Raw genomic sequence first — 21763 nt, 5'->3', positions numbered from 1 at the left:
CCTTTCCCGAAGGGAAAGATTGGAACGGAAGGCGCGGTCGAATGATAAAACAATTTTCGATGTTAAATCAAATTGAGGCGCCCCACTCTAAAGAGAAAACAAGAGTTTACCCCAATTAAAAAAGGAATCAGAAACGATGAAATATTTTGAAGTATTTTTTACTGCGCTCAAACTCGGCTGTACTTCGTTTGGTGGTCCTATTGCCCATTTGAGTTATTTTCATGATGAATATGTAACTAAAAAAAAATGGATTAGCGCTCATGCTTATGCCGATTTAGTGGCGCTTTGTCAATTTTTACCAGGGCCAGCAAGTAGCCAAGTGGGGATGGCGATTGGACTTTCAAGGGCAGGTCTTCTTGGTTCCATTCTTTCTTGGATTGGTTTTACTTTGCCATCGGCTATCATTCTAATTCTTTTGGGACTTGGGATATCTACTTTAGATGTTACTAAACACGCTCATTGGCTTCATGGATTAAAAGTCGTAGCGGTGGCAGTAGTTGCACAGGCCATCTTAGGTATGGGAAAAAAACTCTGCCCTGATAAAGAACGTATCACAATTGCCATAGTAACAAGCGTTATTTTACTTTTTTTTAGTTCTGCCGCTTTACAAATTTTAATATTACTTGTTTCTGGAATATTTGGAATTTTTTTCCTCAAATCATCTTCTGACCTCCCACATGAATCACTACATAAAGGAAATAAAACTATAGGTTATATTCTCTTAGTTTTATTTTTTCTATTATTATTCTTTCTTCCATTCCTTAGAGAAATAGTTCCAAATCAAACAATCAAATTGTTTGATAGTTTTTATCGAGCAGGTGCACTAGTGTTTGGTGGTGGGCATGTGGTACTTCCTCTTTTGCAAGCAGAAGTTGTTCCTTCTGGTTGGGTAAATAACGATCTTTTTTTAGCGGGTTATGGAATCTCAAATGCTATCCCCGGTCCATTGTTTGCCTTTAGTGGTTATTTGGGTGCAGTCTCAAACGTAGAACCTAACGGCTGGCTGGGAGCTATCATTTGTTTGGTGGCTGCTTTTTTACCTTCATTTCTTTTGATTGTGGGGGTTTTACCATTTTGGGAAAAACTCCGAAGTAATTCCAATATTCGTAAGTCCATGTTAGGAATCAATGCAGCTGTAGTAGGAATTTTACTCACAGCACTTTACCAACCTGTCTGGACAAATGCAATTTTTTCACCTAAAGATTTTGCCTTGGTTATCACTGGTTTTTTGTTTTTGGAATTTTGGAAAACACCTTCATGGATCGTGGTACTTGCTACAGTTTTAATTAGTTTTTTCATTTATTAGAAAACTAAATGGTTCAAAAGCTTAAAGGATTTGGCTTAAATTAGTCATTGATTTCCCAGATGTTTTGGAAAAATCATTCTCTATGAAAGATTTTTTCTTAAGAAACAATGCTTATCATATCTGGGCCACAAAACTTTTGTATGACTCCGTCGACCTCCTTTCGGATGAAGATTACAAAAAAGATGTAGGTTTGTTTTTTAAGTCCATCCATGGAACGTTAAACCATTTGCTAATTGTTGAAAAGGTATGGTATTCGCGTTTGATTGGCGAAATATATATTCCGACATCTTTAAGTGAAGAAATCGAAAGCGACCGTCAAACATTAAAAAGTCGAATGGTCGAACGTTTAGAATTATGGAATTTTTGGTTAACTGGGCTCGACAATTCTATTTGGGAAACAAACTTTCGATACAAAACCATGAGAGGATTTGAAGCTGAACTTATTTTTTGTGATGTGATCCAACACAATTTTAACCATAGAACGCACCACCGAGGACAAATTACCTCCGCCATTACAATGCTAGGTGGTAATTCCCCAGAAATAGATTATGTCTATTACCTCCAAACAAAAGGAAAATAATATGTGGAATCCGTCCCAAAAAACAAGGATCATAGCAAGTAAAATCTTAATCGTTTTATTTTCCATAACAATGATCTTCCACATCACTGCACTATTACAAATTATCCCTCACCAATACCTTTGGGGAGGAAGACTCAGTAGTGTTGAAGAAATGTATGTGATGGAATCCGTTTCTCTTCTCGTAAACGGCTTCTTTTTATGGGTAAGTTTTTTATACATCCGATACGTAAACCAACGTTTGGTGCCACTCTGGATTCGGATTGTTTTTGGATTTGTGGGAATTATTTTTTTACTGAATACAATTGGGAATCTAGTTGCCGTTACCGATTTAGAAACTTTACTGGCAACACCGGTAACAACCTTTTTAACCGTAATTTGTTTCTCACTAGTGCCAAAATATGAAAATTAGACAAGCTAACTATAAAGACATTTCCAAAATTTCTCCTGTATTCGATGAATATAGACAATTTTATGGACAATCCACTAACCTAACTGGTGCAACTCGTTTTCTGCAAGACAGAATGGAACATGCCCAATCCATAATTTTTCTAGCGGAAGATCTAGGAAGTGGAGAGATTGCTGGATTTACTCAACTGTATCCTGTTTTTTCTTCCATTTCCATGCAACGATCTTATATCTTAAATGATCTATTTGTAAAAAATAAATTCCGTAATCAAGGGATCGCCAAACAATTGATTGCAGAGGCAAAATCTTTTACCAAATCAAATTCTGGAAAAGGATTGGAACTATCCACTTCTACTCACAACAAAGAAGCCAGGGCTCTGTATACAAAGGAAGGCTTTGAACAAGAAACGGAATTTTTGACATATTTCTGGAAGTCTATTTAATTTTTAGGAGAGTCATATCATGTACATTCCAGAACATTTTTTAATGGAAACCGAATTTATTTACAAATCCATCGAAGAAAATCCTTTTTCGATCTTAGTATCAGAATCGAAAAATGGACTGGAAGCGACACATTTACCTCTTCTGCTTTCTGAGGACAAACAAAGTTTAGTTGGTCATTTCGCAAAACCAAACCCACAAAAAGAAAGTTTTGGAAAAGAAGTCCTTTGTATTTTTTCCGGTCCACACTGTTATATCTCTCCAACGTGGTACGAAACAGAAAGAGCAGTCCCTACTTGGAATTTCACGGCTGTCCATGTAAAGGGAATCCTAAATATCGTGGAAGATCAAAAAAAAATCCATGAGAGTTTGGAATCCTTAGTCAAACGCTTCGAATCCAAAGACTCTAAGTACCAAATCAATTCAGTTGATAACAATTATATCGAAGGATTAAAAAAAGGAATTGTTCCTTTTGAAATCAAAATCACTCACATTGAAGGCAAACAAAAACTCAGCCAAAACCATTCAGTAGAACGCCGGAATCTTGTGATTGCAAATCTAGATTTGCTGCCCGGCGAAAATGAAAAAGCGATTGCATCTTTAATGAGAAAAAACCTAATTCAATAATCTTACAATCCAAACTTTGTAAGTATCCTCGTCTTTTTCTATGATTGTTTAATTTGGAAATATAGATAACGAATTTAACCTTGAAACTAGAACTAAACGTAAGAGTCACTCCGGAGATTGCATCAAATCCAGATCATTTGTTGCAGTTTATATCCAAACAAAACAAAATTCCAAAAGCCGATATCAAACATATTGAATGTACTTCTCGGTCTATTGATGCCAGACAAAAAAATGTAGTTTTTCAACTAAGATTGGATGTTTATATAAAGGAAGACTTTATTCCCCTAGAATATCCTATTCCACATTTTCCAAATGTAAGTTTAGAAGAACCAGTAATTATCATTGGCGCGGGGCCTGCCGGACTCTTTGCCGCCTTACGAGTCCTAGAGTTAGGAAAAAAACCGATCATCTTAGAGCGTGGGAAAAATGTCAAAGAACGAGTGGAAGACTTGCGAGGGATCAATGTACATCACATCGTCAATGAAGATTCCAATTATTGTTTTGGGGAAGGAGGAGCAGGAACATATTCGGATGGAAAACTTTATACCAGATCCAAAAAAAGAGGAAATATCCGGAAGGTTCTAGAATTTCTGGTTACTTTTGGTGCCACAAAACAAATATTAGTTGACGCACATCCTCATATTGGAACTAACAAACTCCCACGTATTATTCAAAATATCAGAGAATGTATTCTTTCCGCAGGAGGCGAAATTCATTTCAAAACTAGGATCACAGATTTGATTCTCTCTGGAAATTCCATAACAGGTGTGAAATCCGCATCTGGCGATAAGTGGATGGCAAAAAACGTAATCATTGCCACTGGTCATTCTGGTAGAGAGATGTTCCAACTTCTTTATGAAAAAGGAATTCAAATCCAAACCAAACCTCTTGCCATTGGTGTGCGAGTAGAACATCCCCAAAGTTTAATTGATTCCATCCAATACCATTGTGATGTCAAAAATCCTCTTTTACCTGCTTCAGAATATTCTCTTGTCAAACAAATCAATGGCAGAGGCGTTTATAGTTTTTGTATGTGTCCAGGTGGCGTAATTGCTCCTTGTGCCACAAAACCGGGAGAAGTTGTTACCAACGGTTGGTCAAGTGCTGAACGTTCTCGTCCCACTGCAAATTCTGGAATTGTCGTAGAACTTCGATTTGATGATTTTAAACTATTTGAATCCTATGGAGTTTTTTCTGCTCTGCAGTACCAATCTTCAATTGAACAAAGAGCTTTTGTTATGAATGGCGGAACACAAAAAGCCCCTGCGCAACGAATGGTTGATTTTACACAAAACAAAATATCAAGTGAACTTCCCAAAACATCCTATACACCAGGACTTGTTTCTGTATCCTTATCAGAGTTACTTCCTCCGCTCATAGCCGATTCCTTAAAAAAGGGATTTCAAGAATTTGAATCATCAATGAAAGGATACTTCACTAATGAAGCTATCATCCATGCGCCAGAAACACGTACATCTTCCCCCATTCAAATTCCCAGAAATCCAGAAACATTAGAACACATTCAAATCAAAGGATTGTTTCCTTGCGGAGAAGGTGCTGGGTATGCAGGAGGAATTGTTTCAGCTGCCATCGATGGAATGAAATGTGCAGAAGCTGCTCTCACTGGAAGTTTTACAAAATAAAAATGAAATCAGTTCGTTACCACCTGCCTTCCTTAATTTTATGGTCGGTGGTTTTTTATTTTCTTTCGGAAAGATCTATTTTTCGTTACCAACATATGGGTGCGGGAGTAGACATCGGCCTATTTGAAAATTTATTATTTAATTTAGTTCATTTGGGAAAGGCAATCACTTCTCTTGGTGTTGATGGTAACGTTCACCATTATTTTGCCGATCATATCAATTGGTATATTTACCCCTTATCTCTGTTATACTATTTTTTTCCCTATGTTGAAAGTTTACTCATATTCCAAGCACTTGTATTGAGTATCCCAATTTTAGTAGTTCCATTTTATAAAAATGAACCTTCCTACCAATGGGTTTATCCCTTGGTTTATTCCTTATTTCTTCCAATTTATTGGATTCAAATTTTTGACTTCCATCCTGAAGTATTATGGATTCCACTTTTTTTCTTATTTTACTATTGTTGGAAACAAAAATCAAAATTTTGGATTCTATTTTTTATTTTGAGCCTACTCGTAAAAGAAGAATGTGCCTTAGTTTGGATTGTGTTTGCATTCGTAAAATACAGCTCAAATCAAAAAGAAAGTATATTTATAGGTACTTTTTCGTTACTTTATTTTATTTTTTCGATCATTCTCTTAAGTAAAATGCAAAATGCAACAGCGACTCATCCTATGCCAACACATTTGGAACGTTATCAAAATCCAATTGGTGCATTACAAAATCTACATTTGTTCCCTTATCTATTTTTATTCTTAAACCTGCCGTTTCTATTCTTACAGTTCAGAAATAAACTTTTGTTTTGTTTATTACCATATTTTTTTTATTCTCTCTTTTCCTCTTTTGAAGTAAACAAAACTCCATTCACCCACCATAGTTTCATTGCAATTCCCATCATTGTGCTGAGTTTTATAGAAAGTATTGAAAACAATCATTTAAAATTCAAACAATACTTTGGTTATATTTCCTTAGTTAGTTCTATTATCTTATTTTTATTTTTTGGACCTTTCTCAAAATCTTATTCATATAGAAAGGAATTTATGAACCCAGGAAATTCCAAAGCAGATTACCAAACCATGCGAAGTTTATTAAAAGAAAAGTCCATTGTTTCTAATGTTCCACAATACTTTTCTAACCGAACTACTGTTACTTTGTTTTTACCGAACCAAATTCCTTCAGCAGAATATCTTGTTTTCTATCAATTTCCCACACAACCGAAAATCTTTGCAATACCCAGCGGATACGAATGGAAAGAGACGATTAAAAACCATATACAAATTTTTAAACGTAAAGAAAATTGATTGATTCATCTCCCAAACTACTTATTCTAAACATCTGAAAAATGAAACCCATAGCTAATGTTCTTTTTTTCTTTTTATTCATTCATTGTTCTGTCGACTTACGCCAGGTACCTCCCCCTTCTCCGAATGGAAATATAAATCGAACACAAACTAACTTACCTTTAGTGATTGGAAAATTTGAAATTTTATCGGCAGATCGTGGTGTCTATACAGATGCATGGAGAATGGCTTTTAAAGGTCACCTAAGCTCATCTGGAATTTTTCAAAATGTAGTTACGGAACTCGATCCAAAAACCATGTCAGAATATTATACGATCGATATAGAAATGAAAACAAATTTCCAAGACAAATACAATTGGTGGTATACTTGGCCAGCATTGTGGCCCTTTACCGGAATCTGGCCAATTCAGTATAGAGAAGCAGAATATACAGTTGATTTTAAATATAAGTTATACAAAAACAAATCAATAGTTAAAGAAGAAACAGTTTCCAAAAATGGAAAATCTTCTGAATTTTTATATGGACTCTATAAAGTAAGAAACTTCCATCGCATGATTGAAGAAACAAACTTAGAAGCTGTTAGAACATGTATCCAAAATTTATCCGAATCATTATAGCTTTAAATCTCTTAAGTTTTGTTGGTTGCGTTAGCATTCCTTTCAATCCTGCAAACCATACTGATGAATGTTTGGCTTATTACTACCAAACCAAGAGGCAAGTTACAGAAGTATTCGATGAAAATACTTTGACCATCGGACTTGTGGTCACACTATCTTTACTCAACTCAGCATTTTCTCCTATTTTTCTCTTACCAATTCTTAGTACGCCATATATTCATTATAAAAACAAAGTGAAATCAGATGAAATACTCAGCCAATGGAAAACAGAAAGATGTGGAATTGGAACAATGAACTTAGAAGAAAATAGAGCTCGCCCTACAGATCTTTAAAAATTCAAAAATTTCATTGTATCACCCAAAAGCAGACCAATTTGTAACCTGAGTTGGATTAAATCATATCGGTTTTGGATTTCATTTCGCATTACATCGCGCAGTCGCCTATCAACCGTTTGTAACTCAATAATAGACGCAGAACCAGTTTTGTATGCTTTTTCCATAATTTGATAATTTTCTTCGGCAATCCGTTTACTTTCCCGGGAAATATCATACAATTCAACTAAGTTGTTATGTTGCTGGATTAATTCAAATAAATACAATCCTGTATTTTCTTTTAAAAATTGAGAGTGAGACTTTGCTAACTTAATTTCAACTTTAGATTTATCATATTCGTTTTTTGATAACCATCGATTGAATAAAGGGAATTTAAATCCAAAATTTCCACCTACATTAAAATCGGCATCGGATGACCTTGCATACCGACTAAAATCATTGCGACTATAATCATAAACCTCCATAGAGTTTGCCCAAGTCCCACTTAATCCAGAAAATGATTCACGACTTGATTGGTTGTAAACATTTACAAAAAAATCAGGCACCCAAAGCTCATTAAACCGAACCAACTTTTGAACTTCTAAAATTTTTACCTGGTTGATGGTCAAAATAATATCAAAATTCAATTCTGTTAGATTCTTTTCATATTCTGAAAGAGTTGTTTCTAAAGGTAGAATCTTATATTCTCGTTCAGGAATCTGTTTTAACGAAACGTCTTTTAGTAAAAACTTTCTTCTAAATATGGACTGACTTTTTTGTTGGTCTAACCTTGATTTAATGGCATTGTATTTGTAAAAGAAATAATCTACCTTAGAGTTCTGTGTGACTAAGTAAGATTCAATTCCTTGTTTATAAAGTTTCTGAACAGTTTGAAATTGTTTATCCGCATCTGATTCGTTGGAAAAATCGTAATTATAAAAAGCCAAAAGTTTTAAAGTTTCTGCATATTGAAAAGCTTGGTCAAATAATTCTTTTTGGTATAACGCACGATATTCTAACAACAAACGTTCGTATTCCAATTCCAAAATCATGTTGGTTAGAACCGTATTTCCTTGGTCTTGAAAATTCCAATTTAGATTTAACGATGTGCTCCAACCTTTTCTGTTGTATCCGTCTCCTCTTAAAGCTTCGAAAAAAGGGGAATGTTCTAAATTGACTGCAGGTAAATAACGTAAATTTTTTGAATCAATATCAACTTTTTTTCGTTCAATCTCCATTTCCTTCAATTTTAATTCATATGACTTTTCACCAACTAACTTTGGTAAGTCATAAAAATCCACAGTCTCCGACCATAACTGAATCACCGGGCTAATGGAGAAAAAAAATAGAAAGATAATTCGAATCAAACGAAACACTATTTCAATTATCGGATTGCTTCCTGTTTGGAATGAAGTAATTGGTAAATTCCGCTCTTAGAAAGTAACTCTTTGTGCGTTCCTTTTCCCTCCAATTTACCTCTCTCCAAGACAAAAATTTGATCATAATTTCGAATTGTATCCAATCGATGAGCAACGGTAACTATTGTGGAATTTGCAAACACTGAATTGATATGAGACAGAATTCTGGCTTCCGTTTCTTTATCCAAGGAAGCTGTTGGCTCATCCAACAATAATAAACTTGGCTTTTGTAAAAACAAACGAGCCAGTGAAACTCTCTGTTTTTGCCCGCCAGAAAAAATAAATCCACGCTCAGAAATTTCCGTATCATAACCAAGCGGGAGTTTAACGATATCATCGTGGATACAAGCTAGTTTTGCGGCATCAACTACTTCGCTGAGAGTTGCTTCTGGTTTTGTAATCGATATATTTTCCCTTACTGTTCCTGCTATCAAAGGATTCTCTTGAAATAAAACTCCAATTTTTGTTCGTAAACTCGGCAACCAAATCTCATCCAAAGAAACATCATCAATGATGATTTCCCCTTCTTGCGGATTGTATAAACCTAGAATTAATTTTAAAATCGTAGATTTCCCGCTACCGCTCCTTCCGACAAAAGCTACTTTTTTGCCTGCCTGGATTTTAATTTTTAAATTTCGAATTCCAGCGTCAGGTTTTTGACTATCATACGAAAAACTTAAATTGCTAAACTCGATGTTACCTTTCACTTCAGGTAAATCAACTTTGAATAAGTTATCACGGTCAGTAATCTCACTATCTAGAGATTCAAAACTACGAAGCCTATTCCAAGATACGTTGGCTTTTTGAAATTTTAAAAAATCAGTATATAAAGAAACAATAGGATTTCGTATATAAGCCACAAGCCCAATAATAGCATAAAGAGTGCCCAAAGTCATTTTATCATTTAGTATCAAAATACTTCCAACTAACATGACAATCACAACTGTAATTTGTTTAAAAAATTCGGTATTTGTAAAAAGTAAATTGGAATAAAATAACTTTTTACCCTCTGAATTTAATTGAGTCGTAAGTCGCTTTTCAAAATCCCAACGATGCGAATAAGTAGCACCCAAATTTTTAATTGTCTCAAAACCATTAATTGTTTCGATAAAGTAACTTAAAGTTTCTGATTTTTTTAATGATTCTTTTTTTGTTTCTTCTATGACCTTCGGTGTCAACGCACGGAGGATTAGCATCTCAGGTAAAATCAAAAATCCAATAATGATCAGTAATACAGGTGAAAGAAAAAGAAATATAATAAAGACAAAGGAACTGAAAATTAAATCAAAAAATTTCATTGCTCCTTGATCTGAAAAAAATAAAATTACTGATTCTATTTCTTCCCATCGATTTAAAATCTCTCCTTTTCTGTTTCTTTCGAAAAAGGAAATTGGCAATGAAATTAGTTTCACTAAAAATCGAATTGCAATGGTTTGATTTACGCGATTGCTAGTAAAAAAAATCACATTGGATCTGAAATACGCAAGAAACGATTGAGAAAAAGTAAGTAAAACAACAGTAATAATTACTGGAAAAAAGAACTCTTTATTTTCCTGTAACAAAACTGCATCAATCAAATACAAGTTAACTAAGGGAATAAAAACTTCTAAACCTTTAATCACAAAACTGGCAATAATGCCTGCTTTTAAATATTTGATCGCCGGTAAAAAATATTCAGCTAACCCAGAAAAGAATTTATTCTTCCATTCCCATTTTTGATCTGGCTTTTCTTTTGGAATAAAATAAATCACTACATTCGATGATTTCTGTTCCCACTCATCTCGCGACAGGTTTACTTCACCGAACTCAGGATCTAAAATGACCACTTTCTTTTTTTCTATCGACTTTACGATAACGTATCTCGAATTTTCAATAAATCCAATGGTTGGAATGTTAATTAATTCCAATTCATGTTCTTTCCAATTTACAAAATAACAATCACCCTTCTCTTCTCCAAAACTACTTTTCCAGTGTTTAGGCCGGATGTCAGGATCAAAGTCAGGAAATGCTGGATCAGCATCGTAATCTGCAAATGAATATCCCCAATAACGGAATATCATTTTACGACATACATCACCAGATTGTGATTTGCCATCTTGGAACAAAAAAGGAAATCGTAATTGATTTCTAAGTGGTGGAGAAAATTTAAGTTTGGGTAAAAAATGAAATTTGTCTGCTTCATAAATTGTTGAAGTTTCAAACTTATCTTCTTCCGAACCATCACCTAAATTTAACTTTCTTTCACTCATAATCGAGCGAATTGTAATTAATAAACTTTCCGATTTTTTAAAAAAGTTGATGGCATCTTTCGAAGAAAGTTCATAAACAAAACTTTCTTCTACTGCAGTAACTGTTGCGTTCCTTGCCTTCTTTTCCAAAACCCCCATCTCACCTAACACGGAGCCGGCTTCTACGAATGAAAAATAATCTTTTTGCCATGTAGATTTGGTGACTTTAAATCGACCAGATCGAATAAAGAACAAAGAAGAACTTTTACTTCCTTCCTTCATTAGAATTTGCCCAGAATTAATTTTTCTTTTTACTAGTACCTTGGCGATATCTTGGATTTCTAAATTTGATAATTTTCTAAAATATGGATGAATTCTAAGTTCATCTCGGAGTTGAACGTTTTCTTTGTATTCATTCCATAACTGTTTTCTTGTTTTATCCGACTCAATAAATTTTAGAAATTGAAATGGCGATAATACACGTACCTTTGAATTCTCTTCCACTTGGAAAAGTTGTTTCTTCAACGAATCGGAGGTAAACTCTGAAATTCCATAAAAGGAACCTTCTGTTAAAGTTTTAATTAAAAGTTCTTTTTCATTAATTTTTAATTTAACTTGTATTCTTCCAGTTTCAACAATGAGGATAGGAGTTGGTTCATGTTCGTTTCCACCAACACGATCATTTGCAACAAATGATCTAAATTCAAATGAACCAAGAAACTTTTTTAAATCTGTAAGTGAAAGCTTTGATAAAAACTCATCCTCGGCTATAGAAGCAGGAATCTCTTTTGTATTTTTCTTCAAAATTAATTCCTAGGATCCGCATAACGAAATAAAATTTGATAAATACTTTTCCGATCAATGACAATATCTGCAATAACCTTTAAGCCTGGGAACAATTGAAATTCTTTACCGTCTTGGTTTAAGTCCTGTGTACCTAAAACTAAAACTACAGAAAATGAATCCTTTTCTTTTGTATTTGGAATGATTTGAGAAACAGTTCCTTCTACGACACCAAAATCATTTTGATGGAATGCTTTGACTTTAATAACAGAAGATAAACCAATACGAACTGCACCAATGTCTTTACTGCTAACTTCAACAATGGCTTCTAATGGTTGGCCTTCCTCCATCAAGGAAGCTACTGTTTGTCCTCGTATAATGTTTTGCCCAACGTTGTTAACAGAAAGTTCACCAATGATTCCAGAAAATGGCATTCTAATAATGGCATTAGCAACTCTTTCCCTTTTTAACTTTGTGTCACCTCGAAGACTTGAAATGATATTTTCTTCCCTTTGGATTTCATCTTTTAAATTTCCAAACTCTTCATTAAACTCTAATAAACTTTGATCGTAGATGAATTTTGCACCAACGCCATTTTGAAAATCCATATACGCTTTTTTTAAACTTACAAATTTATTTAAAACACCGCCTGACAAAGAAGAGCCAGAATTGTTTTCCAAATTATTAGCTAAATTTTTTAATATTTTTTCTGCTTCCCTTTTATTTCGAACCAAACGTTGTAACTTTTTTTCTTCATAATCTAAGTTATTGGAATCTTTCGATAATTCAATTTGTTGTTCTGAAAACTCTAACTCCATAATGGGATCTCCTTTTTTAAGAAAATCGCCAGACTTTACGTATAAATTTGTAAGTGTACCCGTTTCTAATGCTTCCACCACATGGTAATTCCCCTTGGGTCGGATGGATCCTGATGCTTGCACCACAACATCTACTCTTCCAAAAACTAAAAAAAGAATAAAACATACAAAGAATACGGAAATTAGATAAATACCCTTTCGTTCCCAATTTGGTGCAGGATGTTTTAATAACTCATCATAATAAGATGCAGAATGTCTTGATTCCCAATTTGAATCTGTTTCTTTTATGTTTTTGAATTTTTTAAACATCTTTATCCCCTTCGCTTAAAGTTGGGAACAAATGGTAATAAAACCCTTTTGTAGTAATTAACTCAGCATGAGTTCCCATCTCAACAATACGACCTTCATCTAACACAATAATTTTATCAGCACTAACTGTACTATGAAGTCTATGTGAGATTTGAATGACAGTTCTATCTTGGAATACAGTTTCCCATTGAGACTGAATATGTGATTCCGTTTCTGAATCTAATGCTGAAGTAGGTTCATCCAAAAACAAAATACTTGGATTTGTAACTAATGCTCTTGCAATAGCTAACCTTTGTCTCTGGCCACCGGAAAGTCCAATTCCAGACTCTCCAATTTTTGTTTCGTACTTCATTGGGAACCGATCAACAAATAAATCAACAGAGGCTAACTTTGCTCCAGCAAGTAGTGATTCTTTGTTTAAGGATGGATTTTTTTTAGATAAATTTTCTGCAATAGTACCAGAAAACAAAATTGGATTTTGTTCAACAGCCCCAAATTGAATTCTAACTTCTTCTGGGTCTAAAGTAGAGAGGTCAAAGGAATCAACAAAAACTTTTCCTTTACTCGGTGAAAGTGTACCCATCATAACTCTCATTAACGTTGATTTTCCGCATCCACTCCTCCCTACGATGGCTATTTTTTCTCCTGCTTCAATTTCCAAATTAATATCAGAAAGAATATCGGGACTTGTTTCTGAATAACGAAAACTAATATGATCTAAAGTAATTTTTCCTGTTAACCTTGGTAATTCGCCAAACGGACGTTGGCTGACAACTTCTCCAGGTAAAGAATATATTTCTGTGAGTCGCATTCTTGACTCTCTAAGTTCACTTAAGTCTTCATACAAATGGCATAGTCGAACAATAGGTTCCATTAGAAGAGAATACAGAACCAGAAATGCCAAAAAACTTCCAAGTGAAAGTGTTTCATCTAAAACATCACTCACTCCAAACGCAATGACAGAAATTAAACCAATCTGTTCAAAAAACTTACTCACCAATTCTAGAATATGGACCCGTTTCCCAACTCTTAGATTTGTGAGAATGGTTCTTGCAATTTCATTGAGTCCCTTTGACAGGTATCGACTTTCCATAGCGGCTGATTTAATCAGTGGCATTCCTGCAAATAACGACAGAAAAAAAGAAGTAGTTTTCTTTTTAGATTCAAAACTATGTTTTTGTAATTTTTTAATTTTTGCACTGGAACGAACAACAAACAATGAATATATAATTAAAAAGAACAACCCAACGAAGGTAAGGCTATTATCTAAACGAAATAAAATAAAAAGATAAATTGGCAAAGTTACCAAATCCAAAATCAAAAATAGCCCTGATCTTTGTGTAATTTCGAGTATTCGTTGGTTTTCTTTTAGCCTTTGTGTGAAATCTCCTGTTTCAAATTTTCTAAATTCAGGTAAGGTTAAGTTCAATATGTGTTGAAAAAATCGAACAAAATAATTGTATTCCAAACTTTGCATGAGTCCAATTGCAATCAAATTCCGGAAAAGAGAAAACAAGGTTTGGAAAAATATTGCAAGCGCCACACCAATCACTAATGTAAATAAAAAATTCCTGTCTGAAAAAACTAATACCTGATCCACCACCTGACGAATCAAATACGGTAAAGATAAAGTCAATAATGCGGAAAAAACTGTAGCTACCAATATCCAACGGATTTCACTTTTTTGAGGACTAAACAACAATCGAAGTTCTTTAAAAAAACTAATCAAACTGACATCAGCTGACATAGTTGCTGGCGCAGGTGAAAATTGAAGTATCACCCCATCCCAAATATTTAAAAATTGAGATATAGAAAGTTCATACACTCCCTTGATTGGATGTGAGATGAGAACCGCATCTAAATCTTTATCATATAAGTACAAGAGACAAGGAACACTTTCATCATCAGTTATAAAAACTGGATTTTCCAATTCAGCAAGTTGTTCTGTTGAGAGGTGTTGTTGTTTTGTTAAAAACCCAAGTTTTTCTAATTCGATCGCTAATTCAAAAATTCCAGGAACAATATTTCTATTTAATTCATTTTTTATTCTAATTTTCCAATTGGTCGGCAAAGGTTTATCAAATGCTCTTAACGCCAATTCAGAGCAAACTAATCCAACTAAAGTTAGTTGGTCAGTTGTCACTTGTTCTATGTAGATTTTTTTGGTGGCCTTTCGCATTTCAAAACGTTTGGATACAAATGGCCGGATTGTATTTTCTTCTTTTTCTTTTGCTTTGTATGTTGAATAACGTAACAACCGCGATTGAACTATTTCTTCTAACTTGTTTCCTTTTTCAACACCGATGACCTTACGAAAAACAGCACCGGGTATTTTATATAGATCAGAATCCTCTGAAGCAACGGCACTTGCTAAACGTTTCTGTTGTTTGAAGATGGCTATTTCACCGAGAATATCTCCCGAACGCATAATGGAGATTATTTTCCTTGGATTTTCTGTCCTAATCTGAATTTTTCCAGATCTAACAATATAAGCAGCATCTCCTTCTTCCCCTTCGGAAAATATAAAATCTCCCTGCCCAACTTTTACCAACTGAATGGACTTAAGGATGAGTTTGATTTCTTCAGGCGATAATTCATCGAAGAAACTAAGTTTACGAACGTAATGGAATTTTTCTTGTTCTTCCTCTCGACGTTTTGCCTTTTCAGCAATCTCGGGATGAGATTCAACTAACTTTAAAAAACGAGTTGTAGGAAGTAATAAAACTATTGAAGGCTCTAAAGCATAATAATCATGTTTTGATGGAGTTTTTGTAAGTGTAATTCTTTCTCCAATCGATTCACCAACCTCAACAAAAGCATACCTACCTAAATTTAGGTCTTGTTTGTTTTGTTTCATTCCAAATCTGCCCGTTAAGACAAAATGGATATAATCAGGCATTTGGTTGGCTTTGATTAAGTGTTGCCCTAATCGAACAAAACGTACCTCAATGAAAGGCAAAAGATTTTCTCTTTCCGTTTCATCCAATTCCGCAAGTAAGTAATTACTGCGAAATACGGTTCGAATTTTTTCAAGATTTCGCCTAACTTCCGATTGCATTTAATGATTCGCTACAATGAGGATTTGAAGCTCTAGGAAACGCGATTTCAAAGAGGAGTCCAAATCCATACATTACTACTAACATCGACGAAAATCGACTGAGTCCTAAGCAGATATTGGTTTTTTACTTCCAAGAAGTCCTCCTTCCACCTGGCAGAAATCGCTGCCGGGGAAAGAGGCAATCAAACAATTCTGAAGTTTTTTTATTCTAGAAGGTTATGCTTTCGGGTTTTCTAAAACGATCGCAATCCCTTGTCCACCACCAATACAAAGTGAGGCGACACCGTATTTAACTCCTCGTCTTTGCATTTCCAAAGCCAATGTCAATGTGACGCGGTTTCCAGATGCTCCGAGTGGATGTCCGATCGCAACGGCACCACCATTCACATTGGTAATTTTAGGATCAAGTCCCAGTTCTTTTTGGACTGCCAAATATTGCGCAGCAAATGCTTCGTTGACTTCAAAAAGACCGATGTCTTTTAAACTGAGTCCTGCTTTTTGTAAAGCAGCAGGGATTGCAATAGCAGGTCCAATTCCCATCTTTGCAGGATCACAGCCAGCATGTCCCCATGATTTCACAATGGCCAAAGGTTCTTTTCCTAATTTTTTTGCTTGGGAAGCAGAAGCCACAATCAATGCAGAAGCACCATCGTTGATACCAGATGCATTTCCTGCAGTGACTGTTCCATCTTTTTTGAAAGCAGGTTTCAATGTGGCTAATTTTGTAGCACCAGCCTTTCCTTTAATGAATTCATCTTTATCGAATACGATTGGATTTTTTCCGCTAATCGTAATTGGATGGATCTCATCTTTTAAGATACCTTTGTTTGTTGCTTCTTCTGCTCTTTCTTGAGAAGTCGCAGCCCAAAGATCTTGTTCTTCTCTAGAAATTTTATATTGGTCAGATAAATTTTCTGCAGTCATTCCCATTGGTAGTTCAACATATATGTCTGTCAAACCAGTGGCCAATGAATCCTCAAATTCAGAATTTCCATAACGGACACCAAATCTTGCATTACGTACCACATAAGGCGCGTTACTCATTGATTCAACACCACCAGCGAGAACTGTATGTGCTTCTCCCAACATAATTTTTTTGGCAGCTTGGATGACAGCCTCCATACCAGAACCACAAAGTCTGTTGAGTGTGAGTGCCGGGCTTGCTATCGGAACTCCAGATTTCAAACCAATATGTCGTGCTAAATAGATTCCATCTTTTCCTGTAGGAATAACATTCCCAAAAATACTTTCTTCGATGAGAGAAGGATCCACACCGGTTTTTAGAAGTGCGGCTTTGGAGACTTCGACTCCAAGGTCTACGGCACTCATATCTTTGAGAGTTCCGCCAAAACTACCGAATGCGGATCTGAGTCCGCCCAATATATATACTTGTTCCATAGATACCAGGAATGGTCAAATTTAGTCACCTGTCAGCTAAGAATTGAAATTTCACTTGAAAGGGAATCGAAGATAGATAGACTTCCCACATGAATCGAGAACCCATGTTCGGCCTGGAAACCGGCTTTTTATCCAAACAAACCGCAGGTCTCATTCGCGGAATCCTCCAAAAACGTTATTCCATAGGCAATACAACCGTTCCTTTATTCTCTTCCCCTTCTCCTCTTTATCCAGGTTTAGACCTCATCTCAGACAAAGGCAACGAACCTCTCCAAAAACGATTGGTTGTGGGAACCATTCGTATGGGATATGGCCACCACCGGATGGCTCTTTCTGTTTATTCTTTTTCTTTAAAAAAACAAATTCCCACCTACTTACATGACCTACTTGCCATCAAATCTCCGGAGGCCACAGCAATAGCCGACATTGATTCGGGTTACAGTTATTTTTCAAGACTGAGTGCTGAAATTGGTGGTCCAGCCGAATGGCTTTGGGGGCAGCTTATGTCTCAAGGAAATCTCACTTCCTTAGAACTTTCAAACCAATTGGCAGAACTTTACAAGGGACTCATGAATGGAATCCCAACAGAGTCCCCTATCATCACCACATACCCGTTAAATGGTCAGATTGCCGTAACCTCAGGATTTCAAAAAACGATCCATCTTGTTTGTGATAACTACCCTCAATATTATTTATTAGTTCCGGGTGCACTCAACTTAGTCCAATCTCCTTCAGCATATTCCAAATTCATCCAAATGGGAGTTCCGAAAGAGAACATTGCTGTGGCTGGACATTGGGTTTCTGAGGACATTGTGACAAATGCAGTGACAGATAGTGAAAATCGTGTTCGAAGAATTGATGCAAAAAAATGTAGAAGGTTTCTTATCCCCATCGGTGGGGCTGGTGCACAAAAAGGATATGTTTTAGATTTAATAAGGCTTTCTAAAAAACACCTACAGAACAAAAAAGCAGTCTTTTGGATTAATACTGGAGATCATACAAAAGTATTAAAAGCCATAGAAGAATATTTGATTGTTCAAAAAATTCCTTACTTATCAATCAATACTTGGGAAGATTTAATTCAATTTATCAAACGTCATCCTTTACGTTCTGAAGATCATGAAAACAATCCACCAGTTGTAGTATTTCATTTTCCAACCCATACAGAAGCTTTTTCAGCTACTGAAAGATTGATTCGTGTTTCTGATGTTCTTATCACAAAACCATCGGAACTTGCATTTTATCCTGTTCCTAAACTTTTTATTCGCAGAGTGGGAGATCATGAAGCGGCTTCAGTGATTCGCTCCTTAGAACTTGGTGAAGGAACAGTGGAATGTAGAGAAGCAACGCACGCAAAAGAACTCGTACATATTTTTACTGAATCAGATGATTTATTACTCAGAATGAACGAGTCTGTGATTAGGAATACTTTAGAAGGAATTTATAACGGAAGCAAGGCGGCTGTTGAAATGGCAACCGCAAGTTAATTCAGATTAAGTAGAAAACTTTTTTTCTAATTCTTGTCTGGTAGATTCCCAAATCGCAGCGATTTTTTTTCCTTCTTCGACAGAAGATTCTATCTCGCCAGTTTTTGCAAAACCTTCCGCTTTGACCACAACCTCGGAAAGAGCTGCCAATCCAAAATTTGCGGCCACACCTTTGATTTGGTGTAACTCTGCCTGAAGGTCCTTTGGTTCTTTGGAGACCAAAAGACGATTTAGATTTTCAATCCGAGTTGCCATATTTTCTAAAAGAGAGGTGATCATCTCTTTTAACCAGGCTCGGTCCTCTGGATCGTTCATATCCACTAAAGATTCAATTCGCAACCAATCAATAAGCAAGTTACACCACCCTACCAAAAGAAAACAGACGCACAAAAGCGTGTAAATTACATTTTAAAAAATCATTTGCATGACCTAGGAATTGGTTTTTTTTGTAAAACACTATGAAAATTCACCCCACTGCCATCATCGATCCGAAGGCGGAACTCCATGAGTCCGTAGAAGTAGGACCGTTTTGTATCATTGAGAAAGATGTCAAAATCGGAGAAGGAACCGTCATTGAATCCCATGTCAAAATCCTATCTGGGACACGGATTGGTAAGTTCAACAAACTGTCTTCAGGGGGAAGTTACGGCGGATTACCTCAAGATTTAGCCTTCAAACCGGAAACAAAGACTTATTTGGAAATCGGTGACCATAATCATTTTCGCGAAAATGTCATTTTACACAGAGGAACCGTAGAAGGAAAAGCTACAACCTTAGGACATAATAACTATCTTATGGGAAATGTTCACCTTGCTCATGATGTGATTGTTGGTGATCACAACATTATCGTCCAAAACACGATGCTTGCAGGCCATGTTGTCATTGGCGATAAGGTTTTTATTTCCGGTTCTGTTGGAGTTCATCAATTTGTCAGGGTTTCTGATTATGCTATGTTAGCTGGACTGACAAAAGTAGTAAAAGATGTTCCTCCTTATGCAACTGTAGACGGACATCCTGGAGCAGTCGTTAGTTTGAACGTTGTCGGTATGAAACGCGCAGGAATTTCTGCAGATGTTCGGTTGGCAATCAAACGTGTTTACAAAATCATTTACCACAGTGGCCTTAATACCAAACAAGCTCTGACTGAATTGAAAAAAGATCCAAACCCAGCCCCTGAAGTTAAAAAAATCATTGAATTCTTTGAAACAAGCAAACGCGGAGTAGTCGATCACCGTTTTGTTTCAGGTGGATCTGACGAAGAATGAGAGTTCTCGTTACCGGGGGAGCCGGTTACATTGGAAGCCATATTGTGTTAGAACTAATGGAACTTGGCCATGAGATCCTTGTTGTTGATGATATGGAAAAAGGAAACGAAGCCAATTTGTTTCCTGGAAACGAATTCATCAAAGGGGAAATTCAAAATCCCGAAGTATTAAAACAAACATTTGCAAAAAAAATAGATGCCGTATTTCATTTTGCCGCATGGAAGGCTGCCGGTGAATCCATGACGGATCCACTTAAGTATACAATGAACAACTTAAATGGATCCTTTACCTTGTTAGATGCAATGGTAAAATATGATTGTAAGTATTTTGTTTTTTCTTCTTCAGCAGCAGTATATGGAGCACCAAAATACCTTCCTATCGATGAAAACCATCCTTTAAATCCTGAAAACTACTACGGTTATACAAAGTTATGTATAGAAGAAAACCTGGAATGGTTTGATAAACTCAAAGGATTAAAATCAGCTAGATTGCGTTATTTCAATGCAGCAGGTTATGATCCAAAAGGTAGAATCAAAGGGATAGAAAAAACTCCTGCCAATTTATTGCCCATCATCATGGAAGCAGCTTCTGGAATTCGCAACGGATATGAAATTTTTGGAACTGATTATGAAACCGACGATGGAACTTGTGTTCGTGACTATATCCATGTTTCAGATTTAGCCAAAGCCCATGTATTGGCACTAAACTACATCATGTCAAAAAACGAAAGTTTAACGGTTAATTTAGGATCGGAATCTGGATATTCAGTCAAAGAAATGGCTGACCTTTCTGAAAAAGTAGTGGGAAAAAAAATTTCCCACAAAACAGGTCCAAGGCGAATGGGAGACCCTGCAAAACTTTTGGCATCTTCAGCAAAAGCAAGAGAACTTTTAAATTGGAAACCAGTACACAGCGATGCGGAAACCCTTCTCTCAAGTATGTGGAATCTTTATAAAAACTTATAAAGTAGGACTTTTAATTTTTTCACAATCCGGGTTTATGGAACTTACATAATCCAAAGCCCGGTCGCCGAGTACGTCAGCTCCTAAAAAACTTCCAGCCAATTGAATCTCACCTGCTGAATACCCTTTGATCCATTCTTTCGTTAATTGATTGGATATAGGGGCATAAGACCAATGCCACTTTTCTTCTTGGTATCCTTTATTATTTCTTGTTGATAAACGATTGTAAGGTTGGCAAAACCCATATTTAGAAGCATTTTGTTTCAGCCAATCATATAGAATTTTACCTTTTCCATTTTCTTCAAAATATGAATTGTCCAAAGCATTGATATCAAAATCGGTTCCCCAGTGGTGTCGAGAAGTTCCTGGAGCACTTGAAAATTCCAAAATCAATCCGACAATCTCATCTGCCGTTTTTCCTTTAATTGGAGATCGCATTACTTTTTTACCAGTAAACTTGGATTCCCAAATTCCTTTTTGATGGCTAAAATTACGGAATGAAGAAACCAAAAAGATATGTTGTTTGTAAGAAGCTGGTTTAGAATCTTCAAAATCATTTATCATTTGATGGAGAGCTTTTTTGACATCTGGGCGAAGGAAATGTTCCCTTTCGTTATCTTCCAAGATAACAGGCGCTAATGGACCAGGAGAATTAAATTTACCAGTCAAATAAGACGTTTTTTCAATTCCTAAATATAAATCTGATTGGGAAGGTTTAACAGGTTTTTCACCACAGACCAAAAATAATGAAACTAATAAAAAGGAAATATACTTAGTTCGGAACATAGTTAAGTTCATTAAAATTT

19 protein-coding genes are annotated in these 21763 nt (G+C 35.6%); 12 read left to right on the top strand and 7 right to left on the bottom strand.

Going from position 1 to position 21763, the window contains the following annotated elements:
• Positions 1–136: 136 nt before the first annotated feature.
• From chrA to CH364_RS00730, 9 genes are all read left to right on the top strand, one after another.
• Positions 137–1306 carry a chromate efflux transporter gene (gene chrA / locus CH364_RS00770; RefSeq protein ID WP_100741732.1) on the top strand — a complete coding sequence of 390 codons (1170 nt, stop codon included), beginning with the start codon at positions 137–139 and terminating at the stop codon, positions 1304–1306.
• A gap of 82 nt (positions 1307–1388) precedes the next feature.
• The gene (locus CH364_RS00765) at positions 1389–1886 is read left to right on the top strand and encodes a DinB family protein (RefSeq protein WP_100741731.1); all 498 of its coding nucleotides are present in this window, start codon (positions 1389–1391) and stop codon (positions 1884–1886) included.
• Between the two features lies 1 nt (position 1887).
• The gene (locus CH364_RS00760) at positions 1888–2295 is read left to right on the top strand and encodes a hypothetical protein (protein WP_100741730.1); all 408 of its coding nucleotides are present in this window, start codon (positions 1888–1890) and stop codon (positions 2293–2295) included.
• The gene (locus CH364_RS00755; protein ID WP_100741729.1) at positions 2285–2734 is read left to right on the top strand and encodes a GNAT family N-acetyltransferase; all 450 of its coding nucleotides are present in this window, start codon (positions 2285–2287) and stop codon (positions 2732–2734) included. Before CH364_RS00760 ends, CH364_RS00755 begins: the two co-directional genes overlap by 11 nt.
• A gap of 19 nt (positions 2735–2753) precedes the next feature.
• Entirely contained in the window at positions 2754–3359 is a 606-nt protein-coding gene (locus tag CH364_RS00750) for an FMN-binding negative transcriptional regulator (RefSeq protein WP_100741728.1), read from the top strand.
• An 80-nt stretch (positions 3360–3439) separates the two neighbouring features.
• Entirely contained in the window at positions 3440–5002 is a 1563-nt protein-coding gene (locus CH364_RS00745) for an NAD(P)/FAD-dependent oxidoreductase (protein WP_100741727.1), read from the top strand.
• 2 nt (positions 5003–5004) lie between these two features.
• The gene (locus CH364_RS00740) at positions 5005–6303 is read left to right on the top strand and encodes a DUF2079 domain-containing protein (protein ID WP_100741726.1); all 1299 of its coding nucleotides are present in this window, start codon (positions 5005–5007) and stop codon (positions 6301–6303) included.
• 41 nt (positions 6304–6344) lie between these two features.
• On the top strand, positions 6345–6920 hold the full coding sequence (locus tag CH364_RS00735; RefSeq protein WP_100741725.1) for an LBF_2127 family putative lipoprotein: 576 nt from the start codon (positions 6345–6347) through the stop codon (positions 6918–6920).
• Positions 6890–7252 (top strand): hypothetical protein, encoded by a 363-nt coding sequence (locus CH364_RS00730; protein ID WP_100741724.1) that lies wholly within the window; start codon positions 6890–6892, stop codon positions 7250–7252. The genes CH364_RS00735 and CH364_RS00730 overlap by 31 nt, the downstream gene beginning before the upstream one ends.
• Here CH364_RS00730 and CH364_RS00725 read toward each other — a convergent pair.
• From CH364_RS00725 to CH364_RS00705, 5 genes are all read right to left on the bottom strand, one after another.
• Positions 7249–8598, bottom strand: a complete 1350-nt coding sequence (locus CH364_RS00725) for a TolC family protein (RefSeq protein WP_423790143.1) — start codon at positions 8596–8598, stop codon at positions 7249–7251. The two genes, CH364_RS00730 and CH364_RS00725, sit on opposite strands and share 4 nt — an antisense overlap.
• Before the next feature lie 17 nt (positions 8599–8615).
• Positions 8616–11681 carry an ATP-binding cassette domain-containing protein gene (locus CH364_RS00720; RefSeq protein WP_100741723.1) on the bottom strand — a complete coding sequence of 1022 codons (3066 nt, stop codon included), beginning with the start codon at positions 11679–11681 and terminating at the stop codon, positions 8616–8618.
• Positions 11682–11683: 2 nt separating this feature from the next.
• Positions 11684–12787: a beta-barrel domain-containing protein gene (locus tag CH364_RS00715; RefSeq protein ID WP_100741722.1), complete on the bottom strand. Its 1104-nt coding sequence runs from the start codon at positions 12785–12787 to the stop codon at positions 11684–11686.
• Entirely contained in the window at positions 12780–15845 is a 3066-nt protein-coding gene (locus CH364_RS00710) for a peptidase domain-containing ABC transporter (RefSeq protein ID WP_100741721.1), read from the bottom strand. The genes CH364_RS00715 and CH364_RS00710 overlap by 8 nt, the downstream gene beginning before the upstream one ends.
• A gap of 216 nt (positions 15846–16061) precedes the next feature.
• A complete protein-coding gene (locus tag CH364_RS00705) occupies positions 16062–17243 on the bottom strand; it encodes an acetyl-CoA C-acetyltransferase (protein ID WP_100741720.1) in 1182 nt (393 codons plus the stop codon).
• Between the two features lie 104 nt (positions 17244–17347).
• On the opposite strand from CH364_RS00705, the gene CH364_RS00700 reads away from it, so the two are divergent.
• Positions 17348–18730 (top strand): DUF6938 domain-containing protein, encoded by a 1383-nt coding sequence (locus tag CH364_RS00700; protein WP_244280380.1) that lies wholly within the window; start codon positions 17348–17350, stop codon positions 18728–18730.
• A gap of 6 nt (positions 18731–18736) precedes the next feature.
• Here the strand turns inward: CH364_RS00700 and CH364_RS00695 are convergent, their stop codons facing one another.
• Complete coding sequence (locus CH364_RS00695) at positions 18737–19045, bottom strand: Hpt domain-containing protein (RefSeq protein ID WP_100743328.1); 309 nt, start codon at positions 19043–19045, stop codon at positions 18737–18739.
• A gap of 143 nt (positions 19046–19188) precedes the next feature.
• Between CH364_RS00695 and lpxA the strand changes: the two genes are divergently transcribed.
• Positions 19189–19995 (top strand): acyl-ACP--UDP-N-acetylglucosamine O-acyltransferase, encoded by an 807-nt coding sequence (lpxA, locus tag CH364_RS00690; RefSeq protein ID WP_100741718.1) that lies wholly within the window; start codon positions 19189–19191, stop codon positions 19993–19995.
• Positions 19992–20960, top strand: coding sequence for a UDP-glucose 4-epimerase GalE (gene galE, locus CH364_RS00685; RefSeq protein ID WP_100741717.1), 969 nt, complete (start codon positions 19992–19994; stop codon positions 20958–20960). Before lpxA ends, galE begins: the two co-directional genes overlap by 4 nt.
• On the opposite strand, the gene CH364_RS00680 is transcribed toward galE, so the two are convergent.
• On the bottom strand, positions 20955–21755 hold the full coding sequence (locus CH364_RS00680; protein ID WP_244280378.1) for a M15 family metallopeptidase: 801 nt from the start codon (positions 21753–21755) through the stop codon (positions 20955–20957). The two genes, galE and CH364_RS00680, sit on opposite strands and share 6 nt — an antisense overlap.
• Positions 21756–21763 lie beyond the last annotated feature (8 nt).

Origin of the sequence: Leptospira harrisiae (assembly GCF_002811945.1) — a bacterium.
Taxonomy (GTDB): Bacteria; Spirochaetota; Leptospiria; order Leptospirales; family Leptospiraceae; genus Leptospira_A; species Leptospira_A harrisiae.
This window is presented reverse-complemented; position numbering and strand designations above follow the sequence as displayed.

What these genes read in the sequence shown, in the direction of transcription:
- CH364_RS00695 (WP_100743328.1), bottom strand. Translation starts at nt 19,045, where the DNA reads ATGAACGATCCAGAGGACCGAGCCTGGTTAAAAGAGATGATCACCTCT.
- CH364_RS00680 (WP_244280378.1), bottom strand. Translation starts at nt 21,755, where the DNA reads ATGAACTTAACTATGTTCCGAACTAAGTATATTTCCTTTTTATTAGTT.
- CH364_RS00705 (WP_100741720.1), bottom strand. Translation starts at nt 17,243, where the DNA reads ATGGAACAAGTATATATATTGGGCGGACTCAGATCCGCATTCGGTAGT.
- CH364_RS00710 (WP_100741721.1), bottom strand. Translation starts at nt 15,845, where the DNA reads ATGCAATCGGAAGTTAGGCGAAATCTTGAAAAAATTCGAACCGTATTT.
- chrA (WP_100741732.1), top strand. Translation starts at nt 137, where the DNA reads ATGAAATATTTTGAAGTATTTTTTACTGCGCTCAAACTCGGCTGTACT.
- galE (WP_100741717.1), top strand. Translation starts at nt 19,992, where the DNA reads ATGAGAGTTCTCGTTACCGGGGGAGCCGGTTACATTGGAAGCCATATT.
- CH364_RS00740 (WP_100741726.1), top strand. Translation starts at nt 5,005, where the DNA reads ATGAAATCAGTTCGTTACCACCTGCCTTCCTTAATTTTATGGTCGGTG.
- CH364_RS00715 (WP_100741722.1), bottom strand. Translation starts at nt 12,787, where the DNA reads ATGTTTAAAAAATTCAAAAACATAAAAGAAACAGATTCAAATTGGGAA.
- CH364_RS00750 (WP_100741728.1), top strand. Translation starts at nt 2,754, where the DNA reads ATGTACATTCCAGAACATTTTTTAATGGAAACCGAATTTATTTACAAA.
- CH364_RS00730 (WP_100741724.1), top strand. Translation starts at nt 6,890, where the DNA reads ATGTATCCAAAATTTATCCGAATCATTATAGCTTTAAATCTCTTAAGT.
- CH364_RS00765 (WP_100741731.1), top strand. Translation starts at nt 1,389, where the DNA reads ATGAAAGATTTTTTCTTAAGAAACAATGCTTATCATATCTGGGCCACA.
- lpxA (WP_100741718.1), top strand. Translation starts at nt 19,189, where the DNA reads ATGAAAATTCACCCCACTGCCATCATCGATCCGAAGGCGGAACTCCAT.
- CH364_RS00755 (WP_100741729.1), top strand. Translation starts at nt 2,285, where the DNA reads ATGAAAATTAGACAAGCTAACTATAAAGACATTTCCAAAATTTCTCCT.
- CH364_RS00700 (WP_244280380.1), top strand. Translation starts at nt 17,348, where the DNA reads ATGTTCGGCCTGGAAACCGGCTTTTTATCCAAACAAACCGCAGGTCTC.
- CH364_RS00735 (WP_100741725.1), top strand. Translation starts at nt 6,345, where the DNA reads ATGAAACCCATAGCTAATGTTCTTTTTTTCTTTTTATTCATTCATTGT.
- CH364_RS00760 (WP_100741730.1), top strand. Translation starts at nt 1,888, where the DNA reads ATGTGGAATCCGTCCCAAAAAACAAGGATCATAGCAAGTAAAATCTTA.